General features: G+C 50.7%; 24 protein-coding genes. 15 read left to right on the forward strand and 9 right to left on the reverse strand.

Annotation, left to right across the window (positions count from 1 at the left end; translation table 11 throughout):
- The first annotated feature begins 50 nt into the window (after nt 1–50).
- Entirely contained in the window at nt 51–1973 is a 1923-nt protein-coding gene (locus tag BTA51_RS08745) for an EAL domain-containing protein (RefSeq protein ID WP_094707051.1), read from the forward strand.
- Between the two features lie 128 nt (nt 1974–2101).
- Here BTA51_RS08745 and BTA51_RS08750 read toward each other — a convergent pair whose 3' ends face one another.
- Complete coding sequence (locus BTA51_RS08750) at nt 2102–3100, reverse strand: threonine/serine dehydratase (RefSeq protein ID WP_094707052.1); 999 nt, start codon at nt 3098–3100, stop codon at nt 2102–2104.
- Nucleotides 3101–3269: 169 nt separating this feature from the next.
- Here BTA51_RS08750 and BTA51_RS08755 point away from each other — a divergent pair, with 169 nt between their 5' ends.
- The 3 genes from BTA51_RS08755 (at nt 3270) to BTA51_RS08765 (ending at nt 5930) form a co-directional block, all read left to right on the forward strand.
- Nucleotides 3270–4118, forward strand: a complete 849-nt coding sequence (locus BTA51_RS08755; RefSeq protein WP_094707053.1) for a sulfurtransferase — start codon at nt 3270–3272, stop codon at nt 4116–4118.
- 240 nt (nt 4119–4358) lie between these two features.
- Nucleotides 4359–5189, forward strand: coding sequence for an MBL fold metallo-hydrolase (locus tag BTA51_RS08760; protein WP_094707054.1), 831 nt, complete (start codon nt 4359–4361; stop codon nt 5187–5189).
- A 165-nt stretch (nt 5190–5354) separates the two neighbouring features.
- Entirely contained in the window at nt 5355–5930 is a 576-nt protein-coding gene (locus BTA51_RS08765) for a YceI family protein (protein WP_094707055.1), read from the forward strand.
- Between the two features lie 117 nt (nt 5931–6047).
- On the opposite strand, the gene urtE is transcribed toward BTA51_RS08765, so the two are convergent.
- From urtE to urtA, 5 genes are all read right to left on the reverse strand, one after another.
- Nucleotides 6048–6743 (reverse strand): urea ABC transporter ATP-binding subunit UrtE, encoded by a 696-nt coding sequence (gene urtE / locus BTA51_RS08770; protein WP_094707056.1) that lies wholly within the window; start codon nt 6741–6743, stop codon nt 6048–6050.
- A 1-nt stretch (nt 6744) separates the two neighbouring features.
- Entirely contained in the window at nt 6745–7503 is a 759-nt protein-coding gene (urtD, locus tag BTA51_RS08775; RefSeq protein ID WP_094707057.1) for an urea ABC transporter ATP-binding protein UrtD, read from the reverse strand.
- A 136-nt stretch (nt 7504–7639) separates the two neighbouring features.
- Nucleotides 7640–8866 (reverse strand): urea ABC transporter permease subunit UrtC, encoded by a 1227-nt coding sequence (urtC, locus tag BTA51_RS08780; protein ID WP_094707269.1) that lies wholly within the window; start codon nt 8864–8866, stop codon nt 7640–7642.
- 31 nt (nt 8867–8897) lie between these two features.
- Nucleotides 8898–10562, reverse strand: coding sequence for an urea ABC transporter permease subunit UrtB (urtB, locus tag BTA51_RS08785; protein ID WP_094707058.1), 1665 nt, complete (start codon nt 10560–10562; stop codon nt 8898–8900).
- 107 nt (nt 10563–10669) lie between these two features.
- Nucleotides 10670–11959, reverse strand: a complete 1290-nt coding sequence (gene urtA, locus BTA51_RS08790) for an urea ABC transporter substrate-binding protein (RefSeq protein ID WP_094707059.1) — start codon at nt 11957–11959, stop codon at nt 10670–10672.
- 559 nt (nt 11960–12518) lie between these two features.
- Between urtA and BTA51_RS08795 the strand changes: the two genes are divergently transcribed.
- From BTA51_RS08795 to pdxH, 9 genes are all read left to right on the forward strand, one after another.
- Entirely contained in the window at nt 12519–13532 is a 1014-nt protein-coding gene (locus BTA51_RS08795; RefSeq protein ID WP_094707060.1) for an urease accessory protein UreD, read from the forward strand.
- Nucleotides 13533–13674: 142 nt separating this feature from the next.
- Nucleotides 13675–13977, forward strand: coding sequence for an urease subunit gamma (gene ureA, locus BTA51_RS08800; protein ID WP_094707061.1), 303 nt, complete (start codon nt 13675–13677; stop codon nt 13975–13977).
- Between the two features lie 153 nt (nt 13978–14130).
- The gene (locus BTA51_RS08805; RefSeq protein ID WP_094707062.1) at nt 14131–14436 is read left to right on the forward strand and encodes an urease subunit beta; all 306 of its coding nucleotides are present in this window, start codon (nt 14131–14133) and stop codon (nt 14434–14436) included.
- Between the two features lie 37 nt (nt 14437–14473).
- A complete protein-coding gene (gene ureC / locus BTA51_RS08810; RefSeq protein WP_094707063.1) occupies nt 14474–16177 on the forward strand; it encodes an urease subunit alpha in 1704 nt (567 codons plus the stop codon).
- Between the two features lie 37 nt (nt 16178–16214).
- A complete protein-coding gene (gene ureE / locus BTA51_RS08815) occupies nt 16215–16835 on the forward strand; it encodes an urease accessory protein UreE (protein WP_094707064.1) in 621 nt (206 codons plus the stop codon).
- Between the two features lie 13 nt (nt 16836–16848).
- Nucleotides 16849–17532: an urease accessory protein UreF gene (locus tag BTA51_RS08820; RefSeq protein WP_094707065.1), complete on the forward strand. Its 684-nt coding sequence runs from the start codon at nt 16849–16851 to the stop codon at nt 17530–17532.
- Nucleotides 17533–17585: 53 nt separating this feature from the next.
- Nucleotides 17586–18203 carry an urease accessory protein UreG gene (gene ureG, locus BTA51_RS08825; RefSeq protein ID WP_094707066.1) on the forward strand — a complete coding sequence of 206 codons (618 nt, stop codon included), beginning with the start codon at nt 17586–17588 and terminating at the stop codon, nt 18201–18203.
- A 97-nt stretch (nt 18204–18300) separates the two neighbouring features.
- Nucleotides 18301–18897, forward strand: coding sequence for a HupE/UreJ family protein (locus BTA51_RS08830; RefSeq protein WP_094707067.1), 597 nt, complete (start codon nt 18301–18303; stop codon nt 18895–18897).
- Between the two features lie 168 nt (nt 18898–19065).
- Nucleotides 19066–19704 (forward strand): pyridoxamine 5'-phosphate oxidase, encoded by a 639-nt coding sequence (pdxH, locus tag BTA51_RS08835; RefSeq protein WP_094707068.1) that lies wholly within the window; start codon nt 19066–19068, stop codon nt 19702–19704.
- A gap of 79 nt (nt 19705–19783) precedes the next feature.
- Here the strand turns inward: pdxH and BTA51_RS08840 are convergent, their stop codons facing one another.
- The gene (locus BTA51_RS08840; RefSeq protein WP_094707069.1) at nt 19784–20341 is read right to left on the reverse strand and encodes a hypothetical protein; all 558 of its coding nucleotides are present in this window, start codon (nt 20339–20341) and stop codon (nt 19784–19786) included.
- A 249-nt stretch (nt 20342–20590) separates the two neighbouring features.
- Here BTA51_RS08840 and BTA51_RS08845 point away from each other — a divergent pair, with 249 nt between their 5' ends.
- Nucleotides 20591–21073, forward strand: coding sequence for a DUF6231 family protein (locus BTA51_RS08845; RefSeq protein ID WP_094707070.1), 483 nt, complete (start codon nt 20591–20593; stop codon nt 21071–21073).
- A 1-nt stretch (nt 21074) separates the two neighbouring features.
- Here BTA51_RS08845 and BTA51_RS08850 read toward each other — a convergent pair whose 3' ends face one another.
- Complete coding sequence (locus tag BTA51_RS08850; protein WP_094707071.1) at nt 21075–21800, reverse strand: glutamine amidotransferase; 726 nt, start codon at nt 21798–21800, stop codon at nt 21075–21077.
- A 155-nt stretch (nt 21801–21955) separates the two neighbouring features.
- On the opposite strand from BTA51_RS08850, the gene BTA51_RS08855 reads away from it, so the two are divergent.
- Nucleotides 21956–22231 carry an acylphosphatase gene (locus tag BTA51_RS08855; protein WP_094707072.1) on the forward strand — a complete coding sequence of 92 codons (276 nt, stop codon included), beginning with the start codon at nt 21956–21958 and terminating at the stop codon, nt 22229–22231.
- 100 nt (nt 22232–22331) lie between these two features.
- On the opposite strand, the gene BTA51_RS08860 is transcribed toward BTA51_RS08855, so the two are convergent.
- A complete protein-coding gene (locus BTA51_RS08860; RefSeq protein WP_094707073.1) occupies nt 22332–23588 on the reverse strand; it encodes a hypothetical protein in 1257 nt (418 codons plus the stop codon).
- Nucleotides 23589–23920: the final 332 nt, after the last annotated feature.

Below are 23920 nucleotides of genomic sequence, written 5' to 3' on the forward strand. Positions count from 1 at the left end.
CTCTAAATTTTCGGTCAACACGCCTGACTGGCGTCCAAAAACAGAACTGTATGCATAAATTATTAAAGAAGCAGATAAAAGAACTGTTGCCCGACGGGGCTGATCTTGAATCACTCACACCATTTATAGAGGCCGTCGAAAAGACCTACCTTTCGTCAGAAAGCGAACTGCAGGACCTGAGGTATAAACTCCAGGATACGAGTAGCCTACTCAATAAGCGGTTTCAGCAACTTACCTACCACCTGAAACAGACAGAAAACACCAAGCTGGAACTGGAACACTCTCTTTCACTGCTCAACGCAACCCTGAATGCCACATATGACGGCATCGTAGTGATCGATGAGAATAACAATCCCGTTACCTGGAACGACATGTTCCTCTCCATGTTTTCCCTTGACGATAGTCAAAGCACGATCGTCATCAGCAACAAAGCCATCAAAGACAAATTGATGCTTCTGGTGAGAAATCCGGAAGAGTTCGAGCAATCCTGGACTTTCAACCAAACCTATCCCGACCAACCCAGCTATTGCGTACTATCAATGAACGACGGGCGCTTCATCGAATGCAATACCAACCCCCGCTACCATCAAGGACGGAATGTGGGAAGGGTCTGGAGCTTTAGTGACATTACTGAAATCCGGATACGTGAGCAGCAGGCTATCCACAAGAACTATCATGACGACCTGACCAGACTACCCAACCGGGCATTGATTTATGACCGCATCAATCATGCTATCCAGGGCGGCGGTGCGCAGAAAGAGGAACATGCCATCCTGTTCATCGGTCTCGATGGCTTTAAATATATCAATGAGGCACTGGGACTGGAGGTTGGCGACGAGCTCCTGGTTGCCGTAGCCAAACGGTTACACGAAGACATTCCCCCGAAATCGACACTGGCCCGCTACGGTGGCGATGAATTTATCCTCTTTCTTGAAAATATCCGGAGTTCCTTTGAGGCCAGCCTGGCTGCAGAGAAGCTACGACTGATCATCGAGAAACCGTTTGAAGTCAAAGATCAGACGCTGCATCTGACAACTTCTACCGGAATCGCTCTGTACCCCACCGATGGGGCCGACGCCGAGACCCTGATCCGAAAAGCGGATATGGCGATGTATCATGCAAAAAACAAAGGCAGAAACAATGTGCAGTTTTTTGCCCGGGAACTGGAGCTGCTCACCAGTCATCGCATGAACATCCGCAACAGCTTGAAACGTGCCATCGACAACCAGGAATTCCACTTGCTTTACCAACCCAAGGTGGATTTAAAAACGAGGAGCATTATTGGTGTCGAAGCGCTGATACGCTGGAAGAAACCTTCGGGGCAAGTCATTTCACCCATGGATTTTATTCCCGCAGCCGAAGAACACGGATTTATCGTGGACATTGGAAACTGGGTGTTAGAGGAAGCTTGCAGGCAAATGACACAATGGCGACAACTTTACCACACCCCGTTTGATATAGCGGTCAACATATCAGGGCAACACTTCCAGAAAGAGCGGATTTTACACACGGTGGATCACCTCTTCAGCCGCTATCATCTACCACCGGACAGTCTGGAAATTGAGATTACCGAGAGCGTCATCATGAATGACATGGACGAGGCCATCATGACCTTGCAACAACTCAAAAAGATGGGGGTCAACGCCTCGATAGACGACTTCGGCACTGGCTATTCCTCTCTTAACTATCTGAAGCGTCTGCCGGTCAACACACTGAAAATTGATAAAATCTTCGTGGATGATATTACCAAGTCCAGAAGGGATATGGCGCTGGTAGATACCATGATCAGCCTGGCTCATCACCTTAATATGAAAACAGTCGCCGAGGGCGTTGAAACCCGCGAAACCCTTGAGCTACTCACCCAACTGGGCTGCGACATCGGTCAGGGTTATTACTTCAGTCATCCGGTGTCCGCAGATGAAATTACCCATCTGCTACAGCAGGACTCTTCCCTGGAAACGGTGAAGAGCTGATTTCCTGCTATCGGGTTTCCTGCTGTCTGGTTTCCAACTAACAGATTTCCTGTTGCCGGATTTACTATTACTGGATATTCCTCTTACAAGATCTTGCTTTACCCACTACCCCATTGACTGTTCTGCGCCTAAAAATCATCTGTCGGCATACCGGTTTGAAAGGCCGGTAGAGCGTAGGCCTGCTCCAATTCATCTGGTGAGGCGAAGCTACTGCTCATATAAAGAACCACCGTTTTTCCAGCCAGTTTCTCTTTCAGATGATAGGCGGCCAGGATCGGAGCAGCACCGGCGGCATCGACCAACTGCCGGCAATGATAGGCCGCCAGCGCCACGCTTTCATGCAATTGCTCTTCAGTAAGCAGCAGAAAATCCGCAAGTTTTCGGTAGTAGATTGAAAATGGCAGTGAATATGCTGTGTTCACCGCAAGCTCAGAGGCAAATGTTTCAGATTCCTGACGGGCAATACCGGCTCTCTGCCAGGACAGGTAGGCCGCAGGCGCCTGCTCGGCCTGCACACCGATCACCCTCACTTTGGGAGAGATTGCCGATGTCACGGCAATTGTGGAGGACAGACAGGTACCAAACCCAAGACTGCCAATCATCACGTCCACATCAGGCAGTTCTTCAAGCACTTCCAGACAAGCGGTACCGCACCCACTGATAAACTGGCTTTCTTCCGCAGGATGCACAAAGTAATGACCGGTACGAGCCTCGACTCCCTGCGCCAACCGCAGAGCCTCGGCAAATCCGTTACCACTGACACTCACTTCAGCTCCCATATCCTTCAACCGTTGCAACAGCAGAGGTTTAGAGCCCTGACCTGCCACCACCCTTACCCGCATGGAAAACATATTGGCGGCACAGGCAATGGCCACACTATGGTTCCCGGAAGCAACGGTTACCAGTTCCGTTACACCGTTCCGGCGCAACTCGGACACCAGATTCACGGCTCCCCGGATTTTTTGGCTTGAGGAAGGATGATGGTTTTCGTGTTTGACATAAATGTCCGCTCCGATAAGACGGGACAGAGTCTCATAGCGGATTAACTGGGTCGGTTTAAGGTTTCTGGCAACCGTTTGCCGGGCCTTTAAAACTTCCCTTATGTCGACTGTAGCTTCCTGGGTCATTAGGCTATCCTAGTGTGGTTATATTTTTTTTGCTGGAACCTCAATGGCTCTGGAATCAATGGGCACTGGAATCAATGAGCACTGGAACGTGAAGCTTACTCTTCATTAGTGTCCCGGGCTGTGAAAACCATCAATAATGCCGAATAAACTCAAGTATCAGGGATGCAAAATGCTGACGACCGCACAACATTGTCTCGAAAACCTGGAGGCCCCCAGCCTTCTTATCGTCGATTGCCGCTTTGCCTTGGATCAGCCGGACAAAGGCCGGCAGGATTATCTGCGGGGACATATCCCTGGAGCTATCTACGCTGATCTTAATAAAGATCTTTCAGCTCCCGTCATTCCTGGTGTCACAGGCCGTCATCCGCTTCCTGATGTCGACAGCTGGCGAGCCACTTTGGAAAAGTGGGGGATCACCCCGGCAACCCATGTCATTGCGTATGATGACGCCGGTTGCGCCTATGCGGCCCGATTATGGTGGATGCTGAAGTGGATCGGCCATGAAAATGTCAGCGTGCTGGACGGTGGCTGGTCCGCCTGGATTGGAGCAGGCTATCCCGTATCAGATGACATCCCTGAACCTGAAGGCTCACAATACCCCTTCACCGCAAATGAAAAGATGGTTATTTCCGCTAAAGAGCTGCTGGAACAAATCAACGCCCCAGACCTGGTTGTGATCGATGCCAGAGGCGAGCAGCGTTACAGAGGCGAAGTCGAGCCGATAGACCCGGTAGCAGGACATATCCCCGGCGCTTATTGCCACCCCTTTACCAACAACCTGAACGCGGGCGGTCAATTCAAGCCGGCTGAAACCCTTCGCGAAGGTCTACAGTCTTCGCTTCCTGATGATTTCGATGCCCAACAGCGAATCGTCTGTTATTGCGGATCAGGCGTCACTGCGTGCAACAATATTCTGGCTGCCACGTTGGCTGGCCTTCCCATGCCGGTTCTGTATGCCGGTTCCTGGAGTGACTGGATCACCGACAGCAATCGACCTGTCGCTGTAGACAATGAATAATCCGGGATCTATCAAGGCATTCGTCTAGCCACTCTAGATAACAATCACTTTTCTGTGCAGGTTTCGGCTGCCAATGAACGGCAGCCGGTGACTTGTGCCGGTATGACGCAACCCTTCCAGACAGTTATAACGACACATCGTTCTTCTATGTCCTGATACGCAATATATGTGTCATTTACTCCCATCCTGACGACAACGTTCATTCCATAGAATGGTCCTTACCAAAATGAGGAGTCGGGAATGAAAATCACACAGCTGAGAAACGCCACAATCATCGTTGAAACCGGAAACTATCGTATCCTTGTCGATCCGATGCTAGCGCCTAAAGGAGCGATTCCCGCACTAAAGTATGCGACGCGCAATCGACGCAGGAATCCGCTGGTTGACCTACCGTCAGGCAGTTCAGAGCAACTGAAAAACGTCACCCACTGCCTGATCACTCACTGTCAAAAAGGCCACTTTGACCATTTGGACAGAGCAGCAGTCAAATGGCTTCGCACCCATAATATCCCCGTTTTCTGTATGCAGGAGGATGCAGAATTTCTCAGCAAAAAGGGATTACAGGTGCATCCGATCAATGAACAACTGACACAAGGCTTTTTGTCCGGAAGCATTACCCCGATTCCCTGCCTGCACGGCAAAGGCCTGGTGGGACGGATGATGAGCCATGGTCACGGATACTTGCTGGAGCTACCCGACGAGCCTACGTTGTATATTACTGGCGATACCATACTGACCGAGCCGGTTAAAAAATGCGTTTTGGAGAAAAAGCCGGAAATCATTGTGATGCCTGCTGGAGGAGCCAGATTCGACATTGGCGACGATATCATCATGGGCGCAAAAGACGTATCGACGATCACCCGAATGAGCGCAGGAAGCGTCGTGGCAAATCACCTGGAAGCCCTGGACCACTGCCCGGTGACAAGAAAAGAGCTTGAGGATCTCCGAAAGCGTGAAGGATTCCAGGGTCGTTTGTTGATTCCCCTGGACGGTGAAACGATCCAATTTCCACACACACTGACAACGCAAGCAGCTTGTCACCAGGATGCGCAAACCTCGATGCCTACATAAAAGGGCTCTCATATATACCTGCCCCAAACAAAACAGTACATCAGCAATTACCATTTCTTTATTTAGCTGCCTCATTTTTTGGTAGAGTTGACGCCCCTGCGCAGAAGTCTATCATTCTGCGCATAAACAAGGGCAACCAATCCCAAATCACATTGAGGTGAATAAATGAAAGCAAAGTACTTATTAATTGGTCTGTGTTGCATCAGCAGCTCAGTATTCGCGAGCTGGAAACTGAATAACGACGAATCCCGTTTGAGTTTCATTTCCATCAAGTCTACCGATATTGCAGAAGTGCATCGTTTCGGCAAACTTGAAGGCAGCATCAACGATGCCGGTAAGGCAGTACTTGAAATTGACCTGGGCAGCGTTGCCACCAATATCGATATCCGGGACCAACGCATGAAGAAGGAATTGTTCCAGACTGAGCATTTCCCGAAAGCAACCTACAGTGTCCAGCTGGACCCCGCGTTGATCAAGCAAACTGCCCCGGGTAATACCATAACAACAAACCTGAAAGGCACCCTCGAGCTGCATAATGTCAGCAAAGAGGTATCCGCGGACGTGGTGATCAATCGAGTTTCCGATAATCAGGTCGTCGTCTCGACACTTCAGCCTCTGGTGATCAACGCTGCAGACTTCGCCCTGAATGACGGCGTGAAGAAACTGCAGGAAATCGCCAAACTGCCTTCCATCAGCATTGCGGTACCCGTCAGCTTTAATCTGACATTTGAAACCGAGTAATTCCTGACCATTCCCCGGCCACGATGACGGGCCGGGGATATATCCCCTTGTCGTCGAGCTGCACCCTAGTTGTCGAGTGAAGGTTATCGCGCCCGACCTTAACTATCGAGCCCTGCCTTACACGGTCATGTAGCCACGAACTTCTTCCTTGTCCATGGTTTCACCGGTTCCACTAAGCACCACACTGCCCCGGTCCATCACGACATAGGAATCCGCCAGTTCGTAGGCAAAATCGAGATACTGTTCGACCAGGACAATTGCCATTTCTCCGCGGTCCCGCAATTTGGCAATGACGTTCTGAATATCCTTGATGATAGAAGGCTGGATTCCCTCAGTCGGCTCATCCAGCATCAGTAGTTTGGGCCGGGTGACAAGAGCCCTGGCGATGGCCAATTGTTGCTGCTGCCCTCCAGAGAGGTCACCGCCTCGGCGTTTCAGCATCGCTTTGAGAACGGGAAACAGTGTGAAGATTTCCTCGGGAATATGCCTTTGGCTGCGGGGAAGCGCCGCAAATCCGGTTTTAAGATTTTCCAGTACGCTCAGTTGGGAGAATATTTCCCTGCCCTGAGGCACATAGGCAATGCCCATGCGAGCCCGGTCACTGGGACTGAGCTTGTTGAGCGGACTTCCCTCCCAAGCGATATCCCCGTTTTTGATCGACTGATGACCGGATAATGCCCGCAACAACGACGTTTTACCCACACCGTTGCGTCCCAGGATACAGGTGACCTCACCGGGCTTAGCTTCCAGATTGACGCCATATAAAGCCTGACTGGCTCCATAATATAAATCTACATTTGCTACCTGTAACATGTCACCGCCCCAAATATACTTCGATTACCTGTTCATTTTTCTGCACCTGATCCAGGCTGCCTTCAGCCAGTACCCGGCCTTCATGCAATACTGTCACTTTGCATTCCAGGGCACGAACAAAGTCCATATCATGTTCGACCACAACCAAAGAGTGCTTTTGCGAGACTTCCTTAAACAATTCAGCGGTTTTCTCGGTCTCAACATCTGTCATCCCGGCGGCGGGTTCGTCAATCAGCAGTAACTCAGGTTCCTGGATCAACAGCATGCCGATCTCCAGCCATTGTTTCTGGCCGTGGGACAGTGCCCCCGCCTGCTCGTTTGCCCGTTGGGTCAGGTCGACCAGCGTCAGAATCTCATCGATTCTCTCCCGCTGTTTTGTCTGTAGCTTATGAAACAGGGAAGCGATCACCCCCCGTCCACCGGCCAACGCCAATTCGAGGTTCTCAAACACCGTCAGCGATTCAATTACTGTCGGCTTCTGAAACTTCCGCCCCACCCCCATATTGGCGATAGCAGCTTCATCATGTTGGGTCAGGTCTATCGAATTGTTGAATATGACGTCGCCTTCATCCGGGCGGGTCTTGCCCGTGATAACGTCCATCATGGTAGTCTTACCGGCCCCGTTGGGACCGATGATGGCTCTCAACTCACCTGGTTTGAGATCCAGAGACAGGCTGTTCAGTGCTTTAAAACCATCAAAACTGACAGAAACACCGTTCAGGTACAGAATAGATGATTGTGGTATGTGCTTCGTTTGCATGGGGTTATGCCCTATCCGTTCGCCTGAAGTTCTTGATTGATCGAGTTCACATAGTTGCTCGAAAATTCTTAGTTGATCAAAAGCCCTTAGTTGATCGAAAGCCCTTAGCTGATCGCGGGCTCTTAACTAATACTCCCTAGTTGGTTGATAGTTCGATTTCGGATTCTTTGGATGACTTGGAATCGTCAGCCACGGCAGCCTGAGGAGATTCCACTGGCGTTTCCGGTTCGGCTTGAACCGAAGCACCCCCACCAGCTCCGAGGCTTCGCCTCTTTTCCAACAAATCTGCCGCCAGTCCTACGACACCACGGGGCAAATATAAGGTCGAGATCACAAACAGAGCGCCTAAAAAGAACAACCAGAGTTCAGGGAATGCGGCGGTGAAATAGGTCTTGGCATAGTTCACCAGTACAGCCCCGACGATTGCTCCATATAAGGTGCCGCGCCCTCCAACTGCTACCCAGATGATGATTTCAATCGAGTTGATAGGAGAAAACTCACCAGGATTAATAATTCCCACCTGAGGAACATAGAGGGCGCCGGCAATTCCGGCCAGGACTGATGAGACGACAAAAACAAACAGCTTGAATTTATCGACCCGGTAGCCCAGGAAACGGGTACGGGCTTCGGCATCCCGCACGGAAATCAGTATCCGCCCCAGCTTGGAAAGCACGATGGAGCGGCACAGGATATAACCAAGCATCAAAGCTACTGCGGAAGAGAAAAACAACACTGCCCGGGTAGAATCCGACTGCAGGTTAAAACCAAGCAGGTCTTTGAAGTCGGTTAACCCATTATTTCCGCCGAAGCCCATGTCGTTACGGAAAAATGCCAGCATCAAAGCATAGGTCAGCGCTTGGGTGATGATGGAGAGATACACTCCCGTCACCCTGGAGCGGAAGGCAAGCCAACCGAACACAAAGGCCAGAAATCCCGGCACCAACGCCACCATCACCATGGCAAAGAAAAAGTTATTGAATCCTGACCAGTACCAGGGCAGCTCCTGCCAGTTAAGGAAAACCATAAAGTCAGGCAGCAGTGGATTGCCGTAGACACCCCGCTCCCCGATCTGGCGCATCAGGTACATCCCCATGGCATAACCACCCAGGGCAAAGAAAGCTCCGTGCCCAAGACTCAGGATACCGCAGTAGCCCCAGATTAGATCTACCGCCAACGCCAATAATGCGTAACAAAGATACTTACCCAACAATGTCAGGGTGTAAGTGGACACGTGCAGCGCCGAACCTTCCGGAACGGTCAGATTCATCAAAGGCACCAACACCGCAACCGCCAACAGGATTGACAGAAGGTATTTGCCGGCACGGTCGTTCATTAGAAATTGGGTCACAGGTCCTAGTTTCATATTCATCACTCGTTTTCATCCCCCCTCTTCATCAGTCTTCTGCTGCCCGGCCTTTCAGTGCAAACAGGCCTCGCGGATATTTCTGGATGAACAGGATGATCACCACCAGAACCAGAATCTTCGCCAGCACAGCACCAGCAAAAGGTTCCATGAGTTTGTTGGCAATCCCCAGAGACATTGCCCCCACAAAGGTGCCAACCAGATTACCAACCCCGCCGAACACCACCACCATGAATGAATCGATGATATAGGCCTGCCCAAGATTGGGACCCACATTGGTTAACTGGCTTAAAGCGACTCCCGCGATACCTGCAATACCGGATCCCAGTCCGAACGTCAGGGCATCCAGCCAACCGGTTCGAATCCCCATGGAACTGGCCATCCGCCGGTTTTGGGTAACAGCACGCATCTGCAATCCAAACAGGGTTTTGCGCAGTAGCAGCGCCAGAGTAAACAGCACCACCAGACTAAAGAGAATGATATAAAGACGGTTATAAGTCAGCGATAAAGCCCCGTTGATTTCCAGCGATCCCGACATCCATGCGGGTGTTGTCACCGACTGGTTTAGAGGACTGAAAATTGTTCTCACTGCCTGTTGGAGGATCAGGCTGATACCAAATGTGGCAAGAAGGGTTTCCAGTGGGCGGCCGTACAGGTGACGGATGACTCCCCGCTCAATGACCACTCCAACGGCACCGGACACCAGGAACGCCGCCGGAATCGCCACGAATAATGAATAGTCAATATAGTTGGGCATTAACTGCTGGATCACATAGGTGGTATAGGCCCCCAGCATGATCATTTCCCCATGCGCCATATTGATCACACCCATAACGCCAAACGTGATGGACAGACCAACAGCCGCCAGTAACAACACCGCCCCGAGGCTGATGCCGAAGTAGACATTCTCAATCCCTTTATTGAACGCAACCAGATCCTCAATGGATTCGAGCACATCGGCAGCGGCCTGGCGGACATCCGCATCCGGTTCCTGGAATTCACCGTTACGCTGTATCAGGAATCCCGCCAATAACGAACGCACTTCCGGATACAATTCACCTTTAAGCTTACCTATCGCGGCCACCCGTTCCTGGCTCTCACCATGACGGGCCACCAGCATTGCCTCAGATACCGCGAGCAAGTGCAGGACAGTCTCGTTTTGCTCTTTTTGCAAAGCCTGACGCAGAGGCTTGATATTGCCTTCGTCATCAGATTTCATCATGGCCCGGGCAGCCTCAATCCTGGTATCCAGATTCGAGGAACGGAGCTGCAAAGAGGCCAGCGTCTCGCGTAACAGTCTACGCAGAGAATTATTCACACTGATCTTTTTGTAATCCCGTTTACTGATATCAGGCGTGGACTCAGCCGTCATGACATTGAATGCCTGATACCCCGATTCAATGGAGCTGAGCACGACAAATACATCCGCCGCGTTCTTGCTGTAATAGAGGTCGCCCTCCAGCATGCCGCTCAAAATGGGAATGACCCGATCATCATCCAGGTTACTTAAATCGGTAACCACTTGTTCTTTCTTGGAAAAGTTTGCAGATTTGAGTTCAGCCAGGGGAGTCAGAAGTTCACTGTCAGGAACTGCCGCCATGACATTGCGGGCGAATAACAGGGTGTTTACCGTGAGAATAAAAATAACGGCAGTGACATGCAGCAGACGTGTAAGCCATACCGACGACATGCGCATAATGGTTCTCTTTATATGTTGTGATTTGGAGTTGTCGAGAGTCTTGACCGTAATCGGCAAAGACCTCTTCCGTGAGGTCGCCTTCAGGTGTTTAAATCACACCAGGCTTAGTAGTTCTGACCTGAACACTTACCGGTTTTAACGTTATAGTTACCGCATACCAGAGGGGCGGTCCAATCTGCCGTGATATCCTTGCTGCCTTCCAGATAATCTGACCAGGCATCTCCCATGACCGCACCAGCAGTTTGCCATACGGTTTCAAACTGACCGTCTTCCTGGATTTCACCAATCAGTACCGGCTTAGTGATATGGTGGTTCGGCATCATAGTGGCATAACCGCCGGAAAGATTAGGAACCGTGACTCCGATAATGGCGTTTGAAACCTTATCGACGTCAGTGGTACCGGCTTTTTTCACTGCCTCTGCCCACATGTTGAATCCAATAAAGTGAGCTTCCATCGGGTCGTTGGTTACCCGCTTGGAATCTTTGATAAAGGCTTTCCAGGAATCAATAAAGTCCGTATTTACATCTGAATCGACGCTCATGAAATAGTTCCATGCCGCCAGGTGGCCTACCAGTGGCTTGGTATCCAGTCCGGACAATTCTTCTTCACCTACAGAAAACGCGACAACTGGAATGTCTTCAGCAGAAATGCCCTGGTTGGCAAGTTCCTTATAGAAAGGTACGTTGGCATCGCCGTTAATCGTCGAGACTACCGCGGTCTTGGCGCCTGCTGAACCGAATTTCTTGATATCGGATACGATGCTCTGCCAGTCGGAATGACCGAAAGGTGTGTAGTTGATCATGATATCCTTCGCAGCGACCCCTTTGGCCTTCAGATAAGCTTCCAGAATCTTGTTGGTGGTACGCGGATAGACATAGTCTGTTCCAGCCAGTACCCAACGCTTAACCCCGACTTCATTCATCAGGTAGTCGACGGCTGGAATGGCTTGCTGGTTGGGAGCTGCGCCGGTATAGAATACATTCTTGGAAGACTCTTCACCCTCATACTGAACAGGATAGAACAACAGACCGTTGAGTTCTTCGAAGACTGGCAGTACGGATTTGCGGGAAACAGAAGTCCAGCATCCAAACACCACGTCAACTTTATCTTTCTCCAGAAGTTCACGGGCTTTCTCAGCAAACAGCGGCCAATTGGATGCGGGATCAACGACCACGGGTTCTAATTTCTTTCCTAACAGGCCACCCTTTTTGTTCTGCTCATCGATCAGCATCAGCACGGTATCTTTCAAAGTGGTTTCACTGATGGCCATGGTTCCACTGAGACTGTGCAACACACCTACCTTGATGGTATCCGCTGCCTGAACCAGGGATGCGCCGATGGAGAGCGCCAGCGCGGTAAATCCTACCCCGATGTTTTTAGTATATTTTTTCATTTTTGGAACTCCGGTGTTGGTTGTTTTGTGTGAGTTTCTCCCGCCTAACAAACAGCACAGGTTATTCCATGCACTTTTTTTCCTTTAAAATTCATAGTATTACAAAAATTTCACGTTGATATCGCCTACGATCGCAACGCCCAGGCAGCGCCTAACGCACCAGTTAAGAGCACACCCATTTCCAGTCCGCTTCATTTTAGTGCCTTGATAAAGATCATTTCGCAGATAATGATTCCCAGGAACAGGGACAGTCCCATTTCGGTGCAAGCCGATAATTCACTAAGTCCAGTAAATTAAAGGGGTTCAGCCATATCGATGAGCGTCACGGGCCGCCGTGCCTCATTCTGGCACGCGATTCGCTAGTTGTTATATGGTCAAGCGATTAGTTAGCCGAATAGTCAGGCCAATCGTTAGCGGAATAGTCAGGAGAACGATTAGCCTGGCAACAAGACTTACAGCAAGACCAATGTCACGACACCAGCGCACTATCGGGTTCCTTTATTCGCTGATCTATGACTGATAGAACATACCGTTGCCGAACAAGAAGAATTCACCGCCAATGAATATATCCGAACAGGTACAGACCACAGATGACAACCAGACGCTAAACGCCGTCCCCTGCACTCGAGACCCTGTTGATACGGCAAGCCGGACCGAGAGTACGACAAGCGACAACAACCAGAAACCGACCGGCGCCAGAAACTGGCCCGCCAGACTTGAGATATCAGCTTGCGCCAACCAGGGTCGAACCAGCATTTCCCGGGCCCGCCACGAAGGCCCGCTGCGTATTCAACGTCCGTTCTATCCTGAAGGTACTGAGAGGCCTCACTTATATTTGCTGCATCCCCCGGGGGGCTTGGTCTGCGGGGATCATTTAAAGATTGATATTGACCTGGAAGAACAGGCAAAACTACTCATCACCACCCCTTCCGCCGGAAAGATTTATCGGACTGATCAACAGGGTCACGCCCAAAAGCAGGACATCAACATAGAGTGCACCAATAACGCACATATCGAGTGGCTGCCCCAGGAGAATATTATCTATGATGGTGCAAACGGGGAGCAGAATCTGACCTTGTCGACGACTTCCGACAGTTCCTTTCTCCTTTGGGATATCACCGCCATGGGTCGCCCCGCCACGAATGCACCATTCAGGCGGGGATGCTTTATCCAGAAGCTGAATATTGTGAAAAACGGCCTGCCCTATTTCCACGAAAGAGTTCATTTGCAGGATGCTGGGGCTAACTTCACCTCCCCTTGGGGACTGAATCATTATCCGGTCTACGGTTCGTTATTTGCCGGATATATCAAAGATAGTCAGGCGGCACTGGAAGCGTTAAGAGATCATCTGGATTCTGTGATTTCAGGTAGTGTACCGCCAGCCCTGTCTGCCATAGAGATATCCAGGTCCCCAATACAGTGGTCCGCCACTCGCAGGGACGACCTCATCATTCTCAGGGCTCTGGGACAGCAGTCAGAACCCATTAAAGCCCTGTTTATGGAAGCCTGGCATCTGTTAAGGCCACAAATCCTTGGCGTCGACGCCTGTCCTCCAAGAATCTGGGCGACCTGAGCAAGGATTATGGAACAAAAGATGGCACAGACAAAAGAATGAAAAAGCCAACTGACTATTTAGCCCGATCTATTTAGTTCGTTTATTTACTTCGGTTATCCACCTGGAGCACCGCAAAGAAGAACATAATGAGGATTCTTCAATGGAATTAACCCCCAGAGAAAAAGACAAGTTACTGCTTTTTACCGCAGCCCTCCTGGCGGAAAGAAGAAAACAGAAGGGTCTAAAGCTGAATTACCCCGAGGCCATTGCCTTACTCAGCATGGAAATTATCGAAGGGGCCCGCGAAGGACGTACCGTCGCTGACCTGATGGATTACGGAAGGACATTGCTATCCCGGGATGACGTGATGGAAGGAGTCCCGGAAATGATCCCGGAAGTTCAGGTTGAAGCCACCTTTCCCGACGGTACCAAATTGGTCACCGTCCATAACCCCATTCCATAACGCTTATCGATTCCCTTGGCTAACGGCTATCAAGCCTTGGCTAAAGGCTTTCGATTGCCCTGGCTGACGCTATAGATTGCCCTCACTGACATAGGGCCATTGCCCTGATAGATAAACATAGGGCTGTTGCAGATAACGACAAAGGAGCATCCCATGATACCGGGAGAAATAAAGTCCGTTCCTGGCGATATAGAACTGAACAAAGGTCTGCCCACTGTGACGGTGGCAGTCACCAATACCGGAGATCGTCCTATTCAGGTTGGTTCTCACTACCATTTTTTTGAAACCAACCCCGCGCTTGATTTTGACCGCACGAAATCCCGTGGATATCGATTGAATATAGCGGCCGGAACCGCGGTCCGCTTCGAACCCGGTCAGACAAGGACGGTTGAACTGGTCGGTATCACAGGGGAAGGAAAAGTATACGGCTTCCGCGGAGAAATCATGGGCAAACTCTAGCCCGGTATCTGCACAAAAGAATTCAGGAGACATGACAATGGCAAAAATTTCCCGGGCGGCCTATGCGGATATGTTCGGTCCTACTGTTGGTGACCGAGTCAGGCTAGGTGATACTGAGCTTTGGATCGAGGTCGAAAAGGACTACGCGCAATACGGTCACGAAGTAAAATTTGGCGGCGGCAAGGTGATACGCGACGGCATGGGACAATCCCAGGCGACCAGCAAAGATGCGGTGGACACAGTCATCACCAATGCCCTGATATTGGATTACTGGGGAATCGTAAAAGCCGATATCGGCATTAAACACGGGAGAATTGCTGCCATCGGTAAGGCCGGCAATCCTGATAATCAGGATCATGTCGATATTATTATCGGCCCCGGAACCGAAGTGATTGCGGGCGAAGGAACCATCGCTACCGCAGGGGGTATCGATTCCCATATCCATTTCATTTGCCCACAGCAGATCGAAGAAGCCCTGATGTCCGGCGTCACCACCATGCTTGGTGGAGGAACCGGACCCGCAACCGGCACCAATGCCACCACCTGCACACCAGGTCCCTGGCACTTGAGCCGGATGCTGCAGGCAGCCGATGCGTTTCCCATGAATCTGGGTTTTTTGGGCAAAGGCAACGCCAGTCTTCCAGGGGGTCTGGAAGAGCAGATTGTGGCCGGCGCCATGGGTCTGAAGCTCCATGAGGACTGGGGAACCACGCCTGCGGCAATCGATAACTGCCTGAACGTTGCAGAAAAGTATGATGTTCAGGTCGCGATTCACACCGATACCCTCAATGAATCGGGTTTTGTTGAAGACACCCTGGCGGCCTTCAAAGGCAGAACGATTCACACCTATCATACCGAAGGTGCCGGTGGCGGCCATGCTCCGGACATTATCAAGGCCTGTGGCGAATCCAACGTATTACCCTCTTCGACTAATCCAACTCGCCCCTACACGATCAACACTGTGGACGAGCACCTGGATATGCTGATGGTATGCCACCACCTGGACCCCGACATCCCGGAAGACGTCGCATTCGCCGATTCCAGAATTCGTAAGGAAACCATAGCCGCCGAGGATATTCTTCACGACCTGGGTGCGTTCAGTATGATCGCATCAGACTCACAGGCAATGGGACGGGTGGGAGAAGTCGTCACCCGTACCTGGCAGACGGCTCACAAAATGAAAGTCCAGCGTGGCCCTTTGTCACCGGACTCCGACCGACACGACAACTTCCGGGCCAAGCGCTATGTAGCCAAATATACGATCAATCCGGCCATTACCCACGGTATTGCTGACGAAGTGGGTTCCCTGGAAGTCGGAAAACTGGCAGACATCGTTTTGTGGAAACCCGCTTTCTTTGCCACCAAGCCGGCCGTCATCATTAAAGGCGGCATGATCGCCGCTGCTCCGATGGGCGACCCGAACGCCTCCATCCCTACCCCTCAACCCGTCCATTATCGTCCTATGTTTGGGGCCTTTGGTGGGGCGCTGCCACAAACAAGGATTACCTTTGTCAGCCAGGCTGCCCTGGCAAATGACATCAAGGGCTCTCTGGGCCTGACGTCCATGGTTGCCGCCTGTCGTAATACCCGCTCAGTTACGAAAAAGGACATGCTGCTAAATGACCTGATGCCCAGAATGGAGGTGGACTCGCAGACTTACGAAGTGCGGGCCGACGGCGAATTACTGGTTTGCGAACCGGCAAAGGTATTACCCCTTGCGCAACGTTATTTCCTATTTTAGGCAATGAATTCTGGAGAGCTCCAAAAGAGGTAACACGATGTTAAAAGTCATTGAACGCCTGACGGCCAGTAAGACCGGCGAACCGACATTAGAAATCGCAGCGGAAATTGAACTGACCTATGACGAGCGCAAACGGGGCCGCTTCAAAACCCAAAGCCGTTGCGGCAAGGAAGTCGGGCTGTTTCTGGAGAGAGGTAAATGCCTCCTCGACGGCGAACTGCTGGTGACCGACACCGGAGAGTTCGTCAAGGTAGTGGCAGCTCAGGAGTCAGTCGTTACCGCACGGGCACAAGAGCCGATGCAGTTTGCCAGAATCGCCTACCACCTGGGTAACCGGCATGTTCCCTTACAGATCGGAGAATTTTGGGTGAGGATGCAGCCCGATCATGTACTTGAAGATCTCTGCCGCCTGTATGGTCTGGAGGTCACATCGGAACAGGCACCGTTCCAGCCGGAAAACGGCGCTTATGGTCAACATGGGGGTCATGCCCATGGGCATCATCACGGGCACTCTGAGCACCATTCACATGAGGAGCATTCACATGAGCGCAATCTTGGTCACGAGAACAGTCATGGTCACGAGCACAGTCACGGACACCGTCATGGTCAAGAGCACTGTCATGGCCAGGAGCACCACAATCATGAGCATCAGCACTAGGATTTAATCGGCGATGAATACGATTCCCATGCTCAGACTGTTCAACCTGATCAGTCCAGCTTTACCGGTGGGCGCTTTCGCGTATTCCCAAGGCCTGGAGTGGGCTATCGAGGAAGGCGGCGTCGATTCACCGGAAGCAATCAGCGACTGGATCGCCAACATCCTCCGCTACAACATCAGCCACACCGATATTCCGGTAATGGCCCGAATGATCAATGCCCTGGCAGCACATGATCGGGAAATGCTGTTGTTCTGGAATCAATGGAGCCTGGCCAGCCGTGAAACCCAGGAATTGCTGGATGAGGATCGACAGGTGGGCAAAGCCATGCTGAAGGTTCTCCAGCAACACAGCATCAATCCCCAGTCCTACTTCGACATCTCCATTGATGGCGACGTTCAACCTTCCCTGTTACTTGGCTGGTCACTGGCCGCCTGGCATTGGGAGATTGATACTCAAACCGCCGTTACCGGATTCTGCTGGAGTTGGCTGGAGAACCAGATCACCGTAGCAGGCAAGACGCTCCCTCTTGGTCAATCCCAGGCGCAGAAAATCCTGGGGGAACTGATGCCTGTTATCGAGCGCAGTGTGGATGTCGGGCTCAGCCTGACCGATGAGCAGATGGGTCATTCACTTCCTGGATGGACTATGGCCTGTGCTCTGCATGAAACGCAATATTCCAGGTTGTTCAGGTCCTGATCCCTGAAGCCTGATGACAAATAATCAGAATCAATATGTGCAGGAGAATTGATATGAGCAAACAGACATTAAGAGTCGGCATCGGCGGACCAGTGGGCTCCGGCAAAACCGCCCTGGTTTCAGCCCTGTGCCAGAAGCTCCGCGAGCGCTTCAATCTGGCGGTGGTCACCAACGATATTTATACCAAGGAAGACGCCCAGTTTCTGATACGTCACCAGGCCCTGACAGAGGATCGAATCATGGGCGTTGAAACCGGCGGTTGTCCGCACACCGCCATAAGGGAAGACGCGTCGATGAACCTGGCTGCCATTGATACTTTAACGCAACGTCATCCAGGGTTGGACCTGGTGCTGGTGGAAAGCGGCGGAGACAACTTAAGCGCGACTTTTAGCCCGGAACTGTCCGACCTGACCCTTTATGTGATCGATGTGTCCGCGGGTGACAAAATCCCCCGCAAAGGCGGACCGGGCATTACCAAGTCCGACCTGCTGATTATCAACAAAACCGATCTGGCACCATTAGTTGGGGCCTCATTGGAAGTAATGGATCGTGATGCAAAGAAAATGCGCGGCGACAAGCCGTTTGTATTTAGCAATATGAAGAATGGCGAAGGCCTGGAAGCCATCATCGACTTCATCGTAGACCGTGGCATGCTGGAGGTCGCAGCCTGATCAGGCTGCTTCAATGATTCATGTGCCGACCGAAACCTCACCATCCAACAATCGCCTGGAATTTTAATTCCTGCATCTCATGATGGAGTAATACGTAATGAAAATACTCAACAAATATCACCGGTTGATTGCACTGGTCGTACTCTCAGTCTGCTCCACCGGAGCCATGGCTCACCCGGGCCACGAGACTGTTCAAGGTTTTACCAGTGGTCTTCAGCACCCATTTTTTGGCCTTGATCACCTGATAACCATGATCGCGCTCGGCTTTATTGCCACTCGTTTGAACGCACGTATGGCCACCATGGCAACATTCAGCCTTGGCATGCTCGGTGGTGGTCTGATGGCTTTTGCCGGTATCACCATTCCCTACGCAGAGTTGCTTATCGTCGCGTCATTGGTGGCGATCGCACTTGTGCTTTTCAGTAGCAAGCAGCAGAGCTTTCGGCTGGCTTATGCCATTCCTCTTATCGCTCTGTTTGCCTCCTGCCATGGTTGGGCCCATGTAGCAGAGCAACCAGCCGATCTGAGCAGTCTTTGGTATATGATCGGCATGATGTCCGGTGCCCTCACCCTGCAACTGGCTGGCCTTGCTCTCTCCACCTGGTTACGCCATAAAGTGGCTGCCAGAAAAACCATGGCGGGTGCAGCACTCACCACAGCCGCCGTGAGTTCAATATCACTGTTACTGGGCTGACCTTCTCATATCCTTTACGTACCTGGAGCAAACCAAAGCGTTCCAGGTACGTATTTCCCGCCATAACCGTCGATTCACAACGGTTTTTCTTTAATTCATCCTGCCTGAACGGCTTTCATCGGATATAGTATGGCTATGTTAGGTTAGCTATTGGGACAATCCGCAAGTATGAATCTAGAAGACATCCGCCGGGAGTATCTACAGGGAGGATTGGATATTTCCGATCTGGACGAGAATCCATTCAGACAGTTCAAAACCTGGATGAACATTGCCATCGAGGCCGAACTGAGTGCAGATCCGACCGCAATGATTCTGGCAACCGTTAACTCAGAAGGCATTCCCAGACAACGTGTCGTACTGCTCAAGCACGCAGACGAACAGGGATTTTTGTTTTACACCAATCTTGGCAGCCGTAAAGCTCAGGATATTGCCGAAAACGCCAATGTCAGTCTGCATTTCGCATGGCTTCCTCTTGAACGCCAGATTAGCATCACCGGCAAGGCCACCAAGTTATCTGTGGCAGAAGCCACCCGCTACTTCCTTTCCCGGCCCCACGAATCCCAACTGGCCGCCTGGGCATCCCAACAGAGCAGTAGAGTCAGTTCAAGACAGATGCTGGAACAGGCATTTGAACAAATGAAAAACCGATTTAAGAAGGGTGAAGTGCCCCTTCCCTCTTTTTGGGGAGGGTACAGAGTCGTACCGACAAGATTTGAATTCTGGCAAGGGCGGGCTAACCGGCTGCATGACCGCTTTGAATATCTGCCCGACGGCGAAGGCTGGGGAATCAACAGGCTACAACCGTAACCTGGAATCTGAGATTCGGATCGTCCGGCATTGAATGTTAGACAAGGCCAGACGATCCAAGCCAAAACCAGATGAAAGACTACTGGCCCTGGCTATTGAAGAATTCCATCAGTTTACCGACCTGAGGACGGATAGCCTCGACGTCAGCCTTGGGAGCATTCTTTGCTCTTTCCATCATGGCCAGACCTTCTTCCATCATCTTCAGCATCGCATCCTTCTGTTCCTTGGGAATGTTTGGATCATTTTTAATCTGATCGATCTGAGCCTGTGCATCGAAATTTGATGCCTGGGCTTCCATCTGAACAGCTCCCATAGCGTGCATAATTCGCAGTGTCACTCCCGCCCAGTCTTCAGGCGTATCGAAGCCATACTCTTCCAGAACATCTTCAGCTTCCGAATAAAGACCGGATTTCTTCAATGGCGCGACAAACTCCGCAACATCCGCAGGAAATCCATCGTGATCAAGATCGTCAAGCGCTTCCTGGTGCTCTTCGCCCCATTTCATGATCGCTTCCTGTGACTTGATCCAGCGGTCTACAACTTCTTCCGTCAATGCAACTTCTGCATGCGCCATCCAACCTGCAAACATGAACAATAGTCCACAAAAGGCTTGTTGTAATATTTTTGTCTTTTTCATAAAAACTCCATAATTAAATAAGTTACATCCGATACTGAAGAAGCTTTCGAGATGATATTTCCAGACGTACATAAGCGCCTGAGTTTAATTGATAATGCATCTAACACACCAGTGTCCGTCAACTAAACTTGTTATTATCTGAAGCAATTCAGATTCTTTTCATTTCGTCTTTATCCTGCTTTAAATACTTACAAAGATTCTGTAAGGTCAATGCGCTGATGGATCAGCGCTTTTTTTTGGTTACCACTTATGCCCGACATTACTCCGAACAACCTCCTGGAGGATTGGCTTAACGCACACCGTCCAAGCCAAATCCTGACCATAGGGGCCTCCGAACCACCGTCCATTCAAACATACCAACAGCAATCCGGCTGCAGGTTGAATCACCTGTCCCACCATCGGGACCTGGGGTTGGACAAAAAAGTTCCCGACACAGTGATTATCAGCGACTACCTGGAAAAGCTCTCCGTGGAGGATGGCAAAGCTCTTTTAACCTCACTGCGTAATTTCCTGGTTCCTCACGTCTTGGTCTTCATTGATCATCAGTTAACTGAAGAGTGGGATTTCAACACACTAATTGGAATTGGTTTCAGAAAGGTGATGGCGTTTGATCACCAGGCCAGATCATTGTGTTGCTATAGCTATGACATTGACACCTATAATCCCCGACGCACCTGGAACAATGCTGACCATTGGGCAAACCCGGAACTCTATGGCAAATACTGGTGGTGATTTATCCGGAAGATTCCGACGTTAAGCAATAGTCCACAAAATGCCCCAGCAACTGATTGGCTTCGGGGCTATCATGCAGATGCTCCTCCACGGTCAGACGCTGCCGCTGGGACATATCACCACTGTATATATTGATGTAAGCAGCCATCACATCCCGGCTGAATTCAGGATGGAATTGTACCCCCCACACAGCTTCACCGTATCTGAACGCCTGACACCCCACCCGACTACTGCTTCCCAGCAGCACTGCTCCTGTGGGCATTTTTGTTACGGACTGTGCATGAGTGAGCTGAGCAAAAAAGCTTTGCGGCAGTTTGCTGAACAAGGGGTCGTCTGCGGCAGCGGATGAACAGGAAATCAGCAGACTGCCGATTTCACGTCCCCCCGGCTGAAAATCCACTTCGCCGCCAAGGGCATCCGCCAATAATTGGTGGCCATAACAAACACCTAGCACCGGGATTCCCAAGCCGATGCATTCAAGCACCCAGCCGGATAAAGCCTCTGACCAGCCCGCTCTGTCTGTCACCATGGCAGGAGAACCGGTCAATACTGCACCGATGAATGAAATATCCGGTACATCATGGTGTTGATGGGCATTCCAGACAACGATCTCCATCTCCGGCCTTTCCATTGCCTGGATAAACCAGTGATCAAAATTCCCGTGCTGTTCCCTGATCGCAGGAAAAGTGTCGCCACACAACACTAGTAAGAGCTTTGGTTTGGACACATCGGTCGCCTTATTTTATTGATCCTCTGACACGGGATTGTTCCATCAGATAGCTGTAGATCCTCCATCCCGTACATGAATTACGTAATCCGCTAGATACCTGATCATGTCTGTAGTAAAAATAGGTTCATATATTTGTCACGGGATACAGGATAATGAACAGGAAATCCGTCCGCGCAATAGTTTCCGGAAGAGTCCAGGGGGTATGGTTCCGGCAGTCCACCAAGCAGACGGCCATCTCTCTGGGTATTACAGGAAGCGCAGTAAACCTTCCCGACGGACGCGTGGAAGTGCATGCACACGGAGAAAATGAAGCCGTCAACCGTTTGCTGGAATGGCTTCATGAAGGCCCTGAGCTGGCGAGAGTGATAGACGTAGAAGTCGTGGAAATAAGCAGCATTTCCATACCTGAAGACTTCACCACAGGATGATTCGTAGAGGTGTTGTCAATCAGGTAGGAAGAGCAGTATCTGAGCGATAGATAAGCCGGAATCAAATAAGAAACCGGCTCATTGAAGACAGGTTGATGACTTAGAAATAGTAAACTAGCTCAAGCTGTACATAGTCTTCGTTTTGAAGCGCACCGGTTTTATTATTAGGATCGGGATCAGCATATGCCTGCAGGCGCTCAGCGGTAGTGGTTGGCAAAGGATCTCCACCCTCAAACGCACGGACTTCCATATTCAAGGTAAAAACATCAAAGAGCCTACGGCTGGCTTCGATACTATATAACTGTTCGTGAGTCTCGGGATCATAAATGGCTCCAAACAGAACTTCTGTGGAGTCGATATCGTTGAGAGCCCAACGCCACCCCAGAAAAACGTCATGTTCAAGGAAGGAAGTCGCCTCTTCTCCCCTTTCGTCCCAAAGGCCTTCCATAATCCACCCCAAGTCTGCGTCGGTACCAAAGACACCAGCCTGGGTGTATTCAAACCCTGTTGTCACCGCTCCGTATCGCTTCTCTTCACCCTCTGTGTTCTCAAAGCCTGAACGAACAATACCTTCAAACTTGAACAACCATCCTTCCGCTATCATTTGCATTACCAGACCGGTTTGTTCAATTAGCGGATAACGTGGTATCAGTTTGGGATTGGCATAATCGCCATTAAAACGCCAATTGGGCTCTCGACTTGTTCCTGAAAAGTGAGACAAAGACACTTCAAAATCATCACCGATAATGGCGTATCTGATGGCAATATCTGGATGCTCCTCTTCCTCATCTGCTTCATAGCGGGCATGGTCCACATCTACGGAAAAAGGGAGGCCAAGCCGTCCCTCAGGTCCTGAAAAAGTCCGCTCCCTGAAATACGGCAAAACAAAGAAATCCAATACCACCTGATCCTGGGCCGTGGAGAACTTGAGCATGGGTTGCCCCAGCTTCTCCTCACCATCAGGGCTCTCAACAAGGTCAGTCTGGTTAATGATGTCTACCAGGTGCTGGGATTCTGTGACGCCCCAGAATACTTTACCTACCCCGAACCGGGTCTCCCAGTAATCTCCAATGTGCAGCCAGTTCGCTTCGCGCACGTCACCATGAGTACGCTCATCGTCGTTCTCATCATGCCGGTAAAAACCAACAAACGTCAGCCGGTCGCTGCCATCGTTCCATTCGAAATAAAGCTCAGGCTTTGCCCAGGCCGAACCATTTTCCTGGCTTTGACCTGCATCGCCCTCCTCCTGAAAATACCGTCCTTCGAGGCCAAACTGGGAGAGAAAATCAATGGCCAGTGCGTTGGAGGTTGCAAACAAAAGGACAGACAAACTTGTAGCTAGTTGGGCGAACCGCATGAAAATAACTCTTTTAAGGGATGTTGATTGAACAATTATTCGACGTTCTTCTTATACAGAATCAGGACTTACGCCCAACTCTTTGAGGTGCCTATAAATATAGGCAATCCGGAGGGGAAATGACAGTGTCAGCTTCGATATTCCTTTACAACTTTCCTGTGCCGGACATCCAAATCCACTTCCCGGCTGGAGAAGTTTGCCGCTTGATCTCCAACAGGTTACTCAGAGCTTAAAAACACTAGAAATTCAGTGTTCTAGCTTTACATCAACGAATACATACTGTATACATTAACAGCCATGGATATTCATGCAGTAAATTAGACCTGCTGAAC

The organism is Hahella sp. CCB-MM4 (assembly GCF_002260525.1).
Classification (GTDB): Bacteria; Pseudomonadota; Gammaproteobacteria; order Pseudomonadales; family Oleiphilaceae; genus Hahella.

Excerpts from the sequence above, each read along its gene's own strand:
- BTA51_RS08745 (WP_094707051.1), top strand. The coding sequence starts at position 51 with ATGCATAAATTATTAAAGAAGCAGATAAAAGAACTGTTGCCCGACGGG.
- urtD (WP_094707057.1), bottom strand. The coding sequence starts at position 7,503 with ATGCAAACGAAGCACATACCACAATCATCTATTCTGTACCTGAACGGT.
- BTA51_RS08820 (WP_094707065.1), top strand. The coding sequence starts at position 16,849 with ATGAATACGATTCCCATGCTCAGACTGTTCAACCTGATCAGTCCAGCT.
- ureA (WP_094707061.1), top strand. The coding sequence starts at position 13,675 with ATGGAATTAACCCCCAGAGAAAAAGACAAGTTACTGCTTTTTACCGCA.
- urtB (WP_094707058.1), bottom strand. The coding sequence starts at position 10,562 with ATGCGCATGTCGTCGGTATGGCTTACACGTCTGCTGCATGTCACTGCC.
- urtA (WP_094707059.1), bottom strand. The coding sequence starts at position 11,959 with ATGAAAAAATATACTAAAAACATCGGGGTAGGATTTACCGCGCTGGCG.
- BTA51_RS08830 (WP_094707067.1), top strand. The coding sequence starts at position 18,301 with ATGAAAATACTCAACAAATATCACCGGTTGATTGCACTGGTCGTACTC.
- BTA51_RS08750 (WP_094707052.1), bottom strand. The coding sequence starts at position 3,100 with ATGACCCAGGAAGCTACAGTCGACATAAGGGAAGTTTTAAAGGCCCGG.
- BTA51_RS08765 (WP_094707055.1), top strand. The coding sequence starts at position 5,355 with ATGAAAGCAAAGTACTTATTAATTGGTCTGTGTTGCATCAGCAGCTCA.
- BTA51_RS08755 (WP_094707053.1), top strand. The coding sequence starts at position 3,270 with ATGCTGACGACCGCACAACATTGTCTCGAAAACCTGGAGGCCCCCAGC.
- BTA51_RS08860 (WP_094707073.1), bottom strand. The coding sequence starts at position 23,588 with ATGCGGTTCGCCCAACTAGCTACAAGTTTGTCTGTCCTTTTGTTTGCA.
- BTA51_RS08855 (WP_094707072.1), top strand. The coding sequence starts at position 21,956 with ATGAACAGGAAATCCGTCCGCGCAATAGTTTCCGGAAGAGTCCAGGGG.
- ureE (WP_094707064.1), top strand. The coding sequence starts at position 16,215 with ATGTTAAAAGTCATTGAACGCCTGACGGCCAGTAAGACCGGCGAACCG.
- BTA51_RS08795 (WP_094707060.1), top strand. The coding sequence starts at position 12,519 with ATGAATATATCCGAACAGGTACAGACCACAGATGACAACCAGACGCTA.
- ureG (WP_094707066.1), top strand. The coding sequence starts at position 17,586 with ATGAGCAAACAGACATTAAGAGTCGGCATCGGCGGACCAGTGGGCTCC.
- urtE (WP_094707056.1), bottom strand. The coding sequence starts at position 6,743 with ATGTTACAGGTAGCAAATGTAGATTTATATTATGGAGCCAGTCAGGCT.
- ureC (WP_094707063.1), top strand. The coding sequence starts at position 14,474 with ATGGCAAAAATTTCCCGGGCGGCCTATGCGGATATGTTCGGTCCTACT.
- BTA51_RS08840 (WP_094707069.1), bottom strand. The coding sequence starts at position 20,341 with ATGAAAAAGACAAAAATATTACAACAAGCCTTTTGTGGACTATTGTTC.
- pdxH (WP_094707068.1), top strand. The coding sequence starts at position 19,066 with ATGAATCTAGAAGACATCCGCCGGGAGTATCTACAGGGAGGATTGGAT.
- urtC (WP_094707269.1), bottom strand. The coding sequence starts at position 8,866 with ATGAAACTAGGACCTGTGACCCAATTTCTAATGAACGACCGTGCCGGC.
- BTA51_RS08760 (WP_094707054.1), top strand. The coding sequence starts at position 4,359 with ATGAAAATCACACAGCTGAGAAACGCCACAATCATCGTTGAAACCGGA.
- BTA51_RS08805 (WP_094707062.1), top strand. The coding sequence starts at position 14,131 with ATGATACCGGGAGAAATAAAGTCCGTTCCTGGCGATATAGAACTGAAC.
- BTA51_RS08845 (WP_094707070.1), top strand. The coding sequence starts at position 20,591 with ATGCCCGACATTACTCCGAACAACCTCCTGGAGGATTGGCTTAACGCA.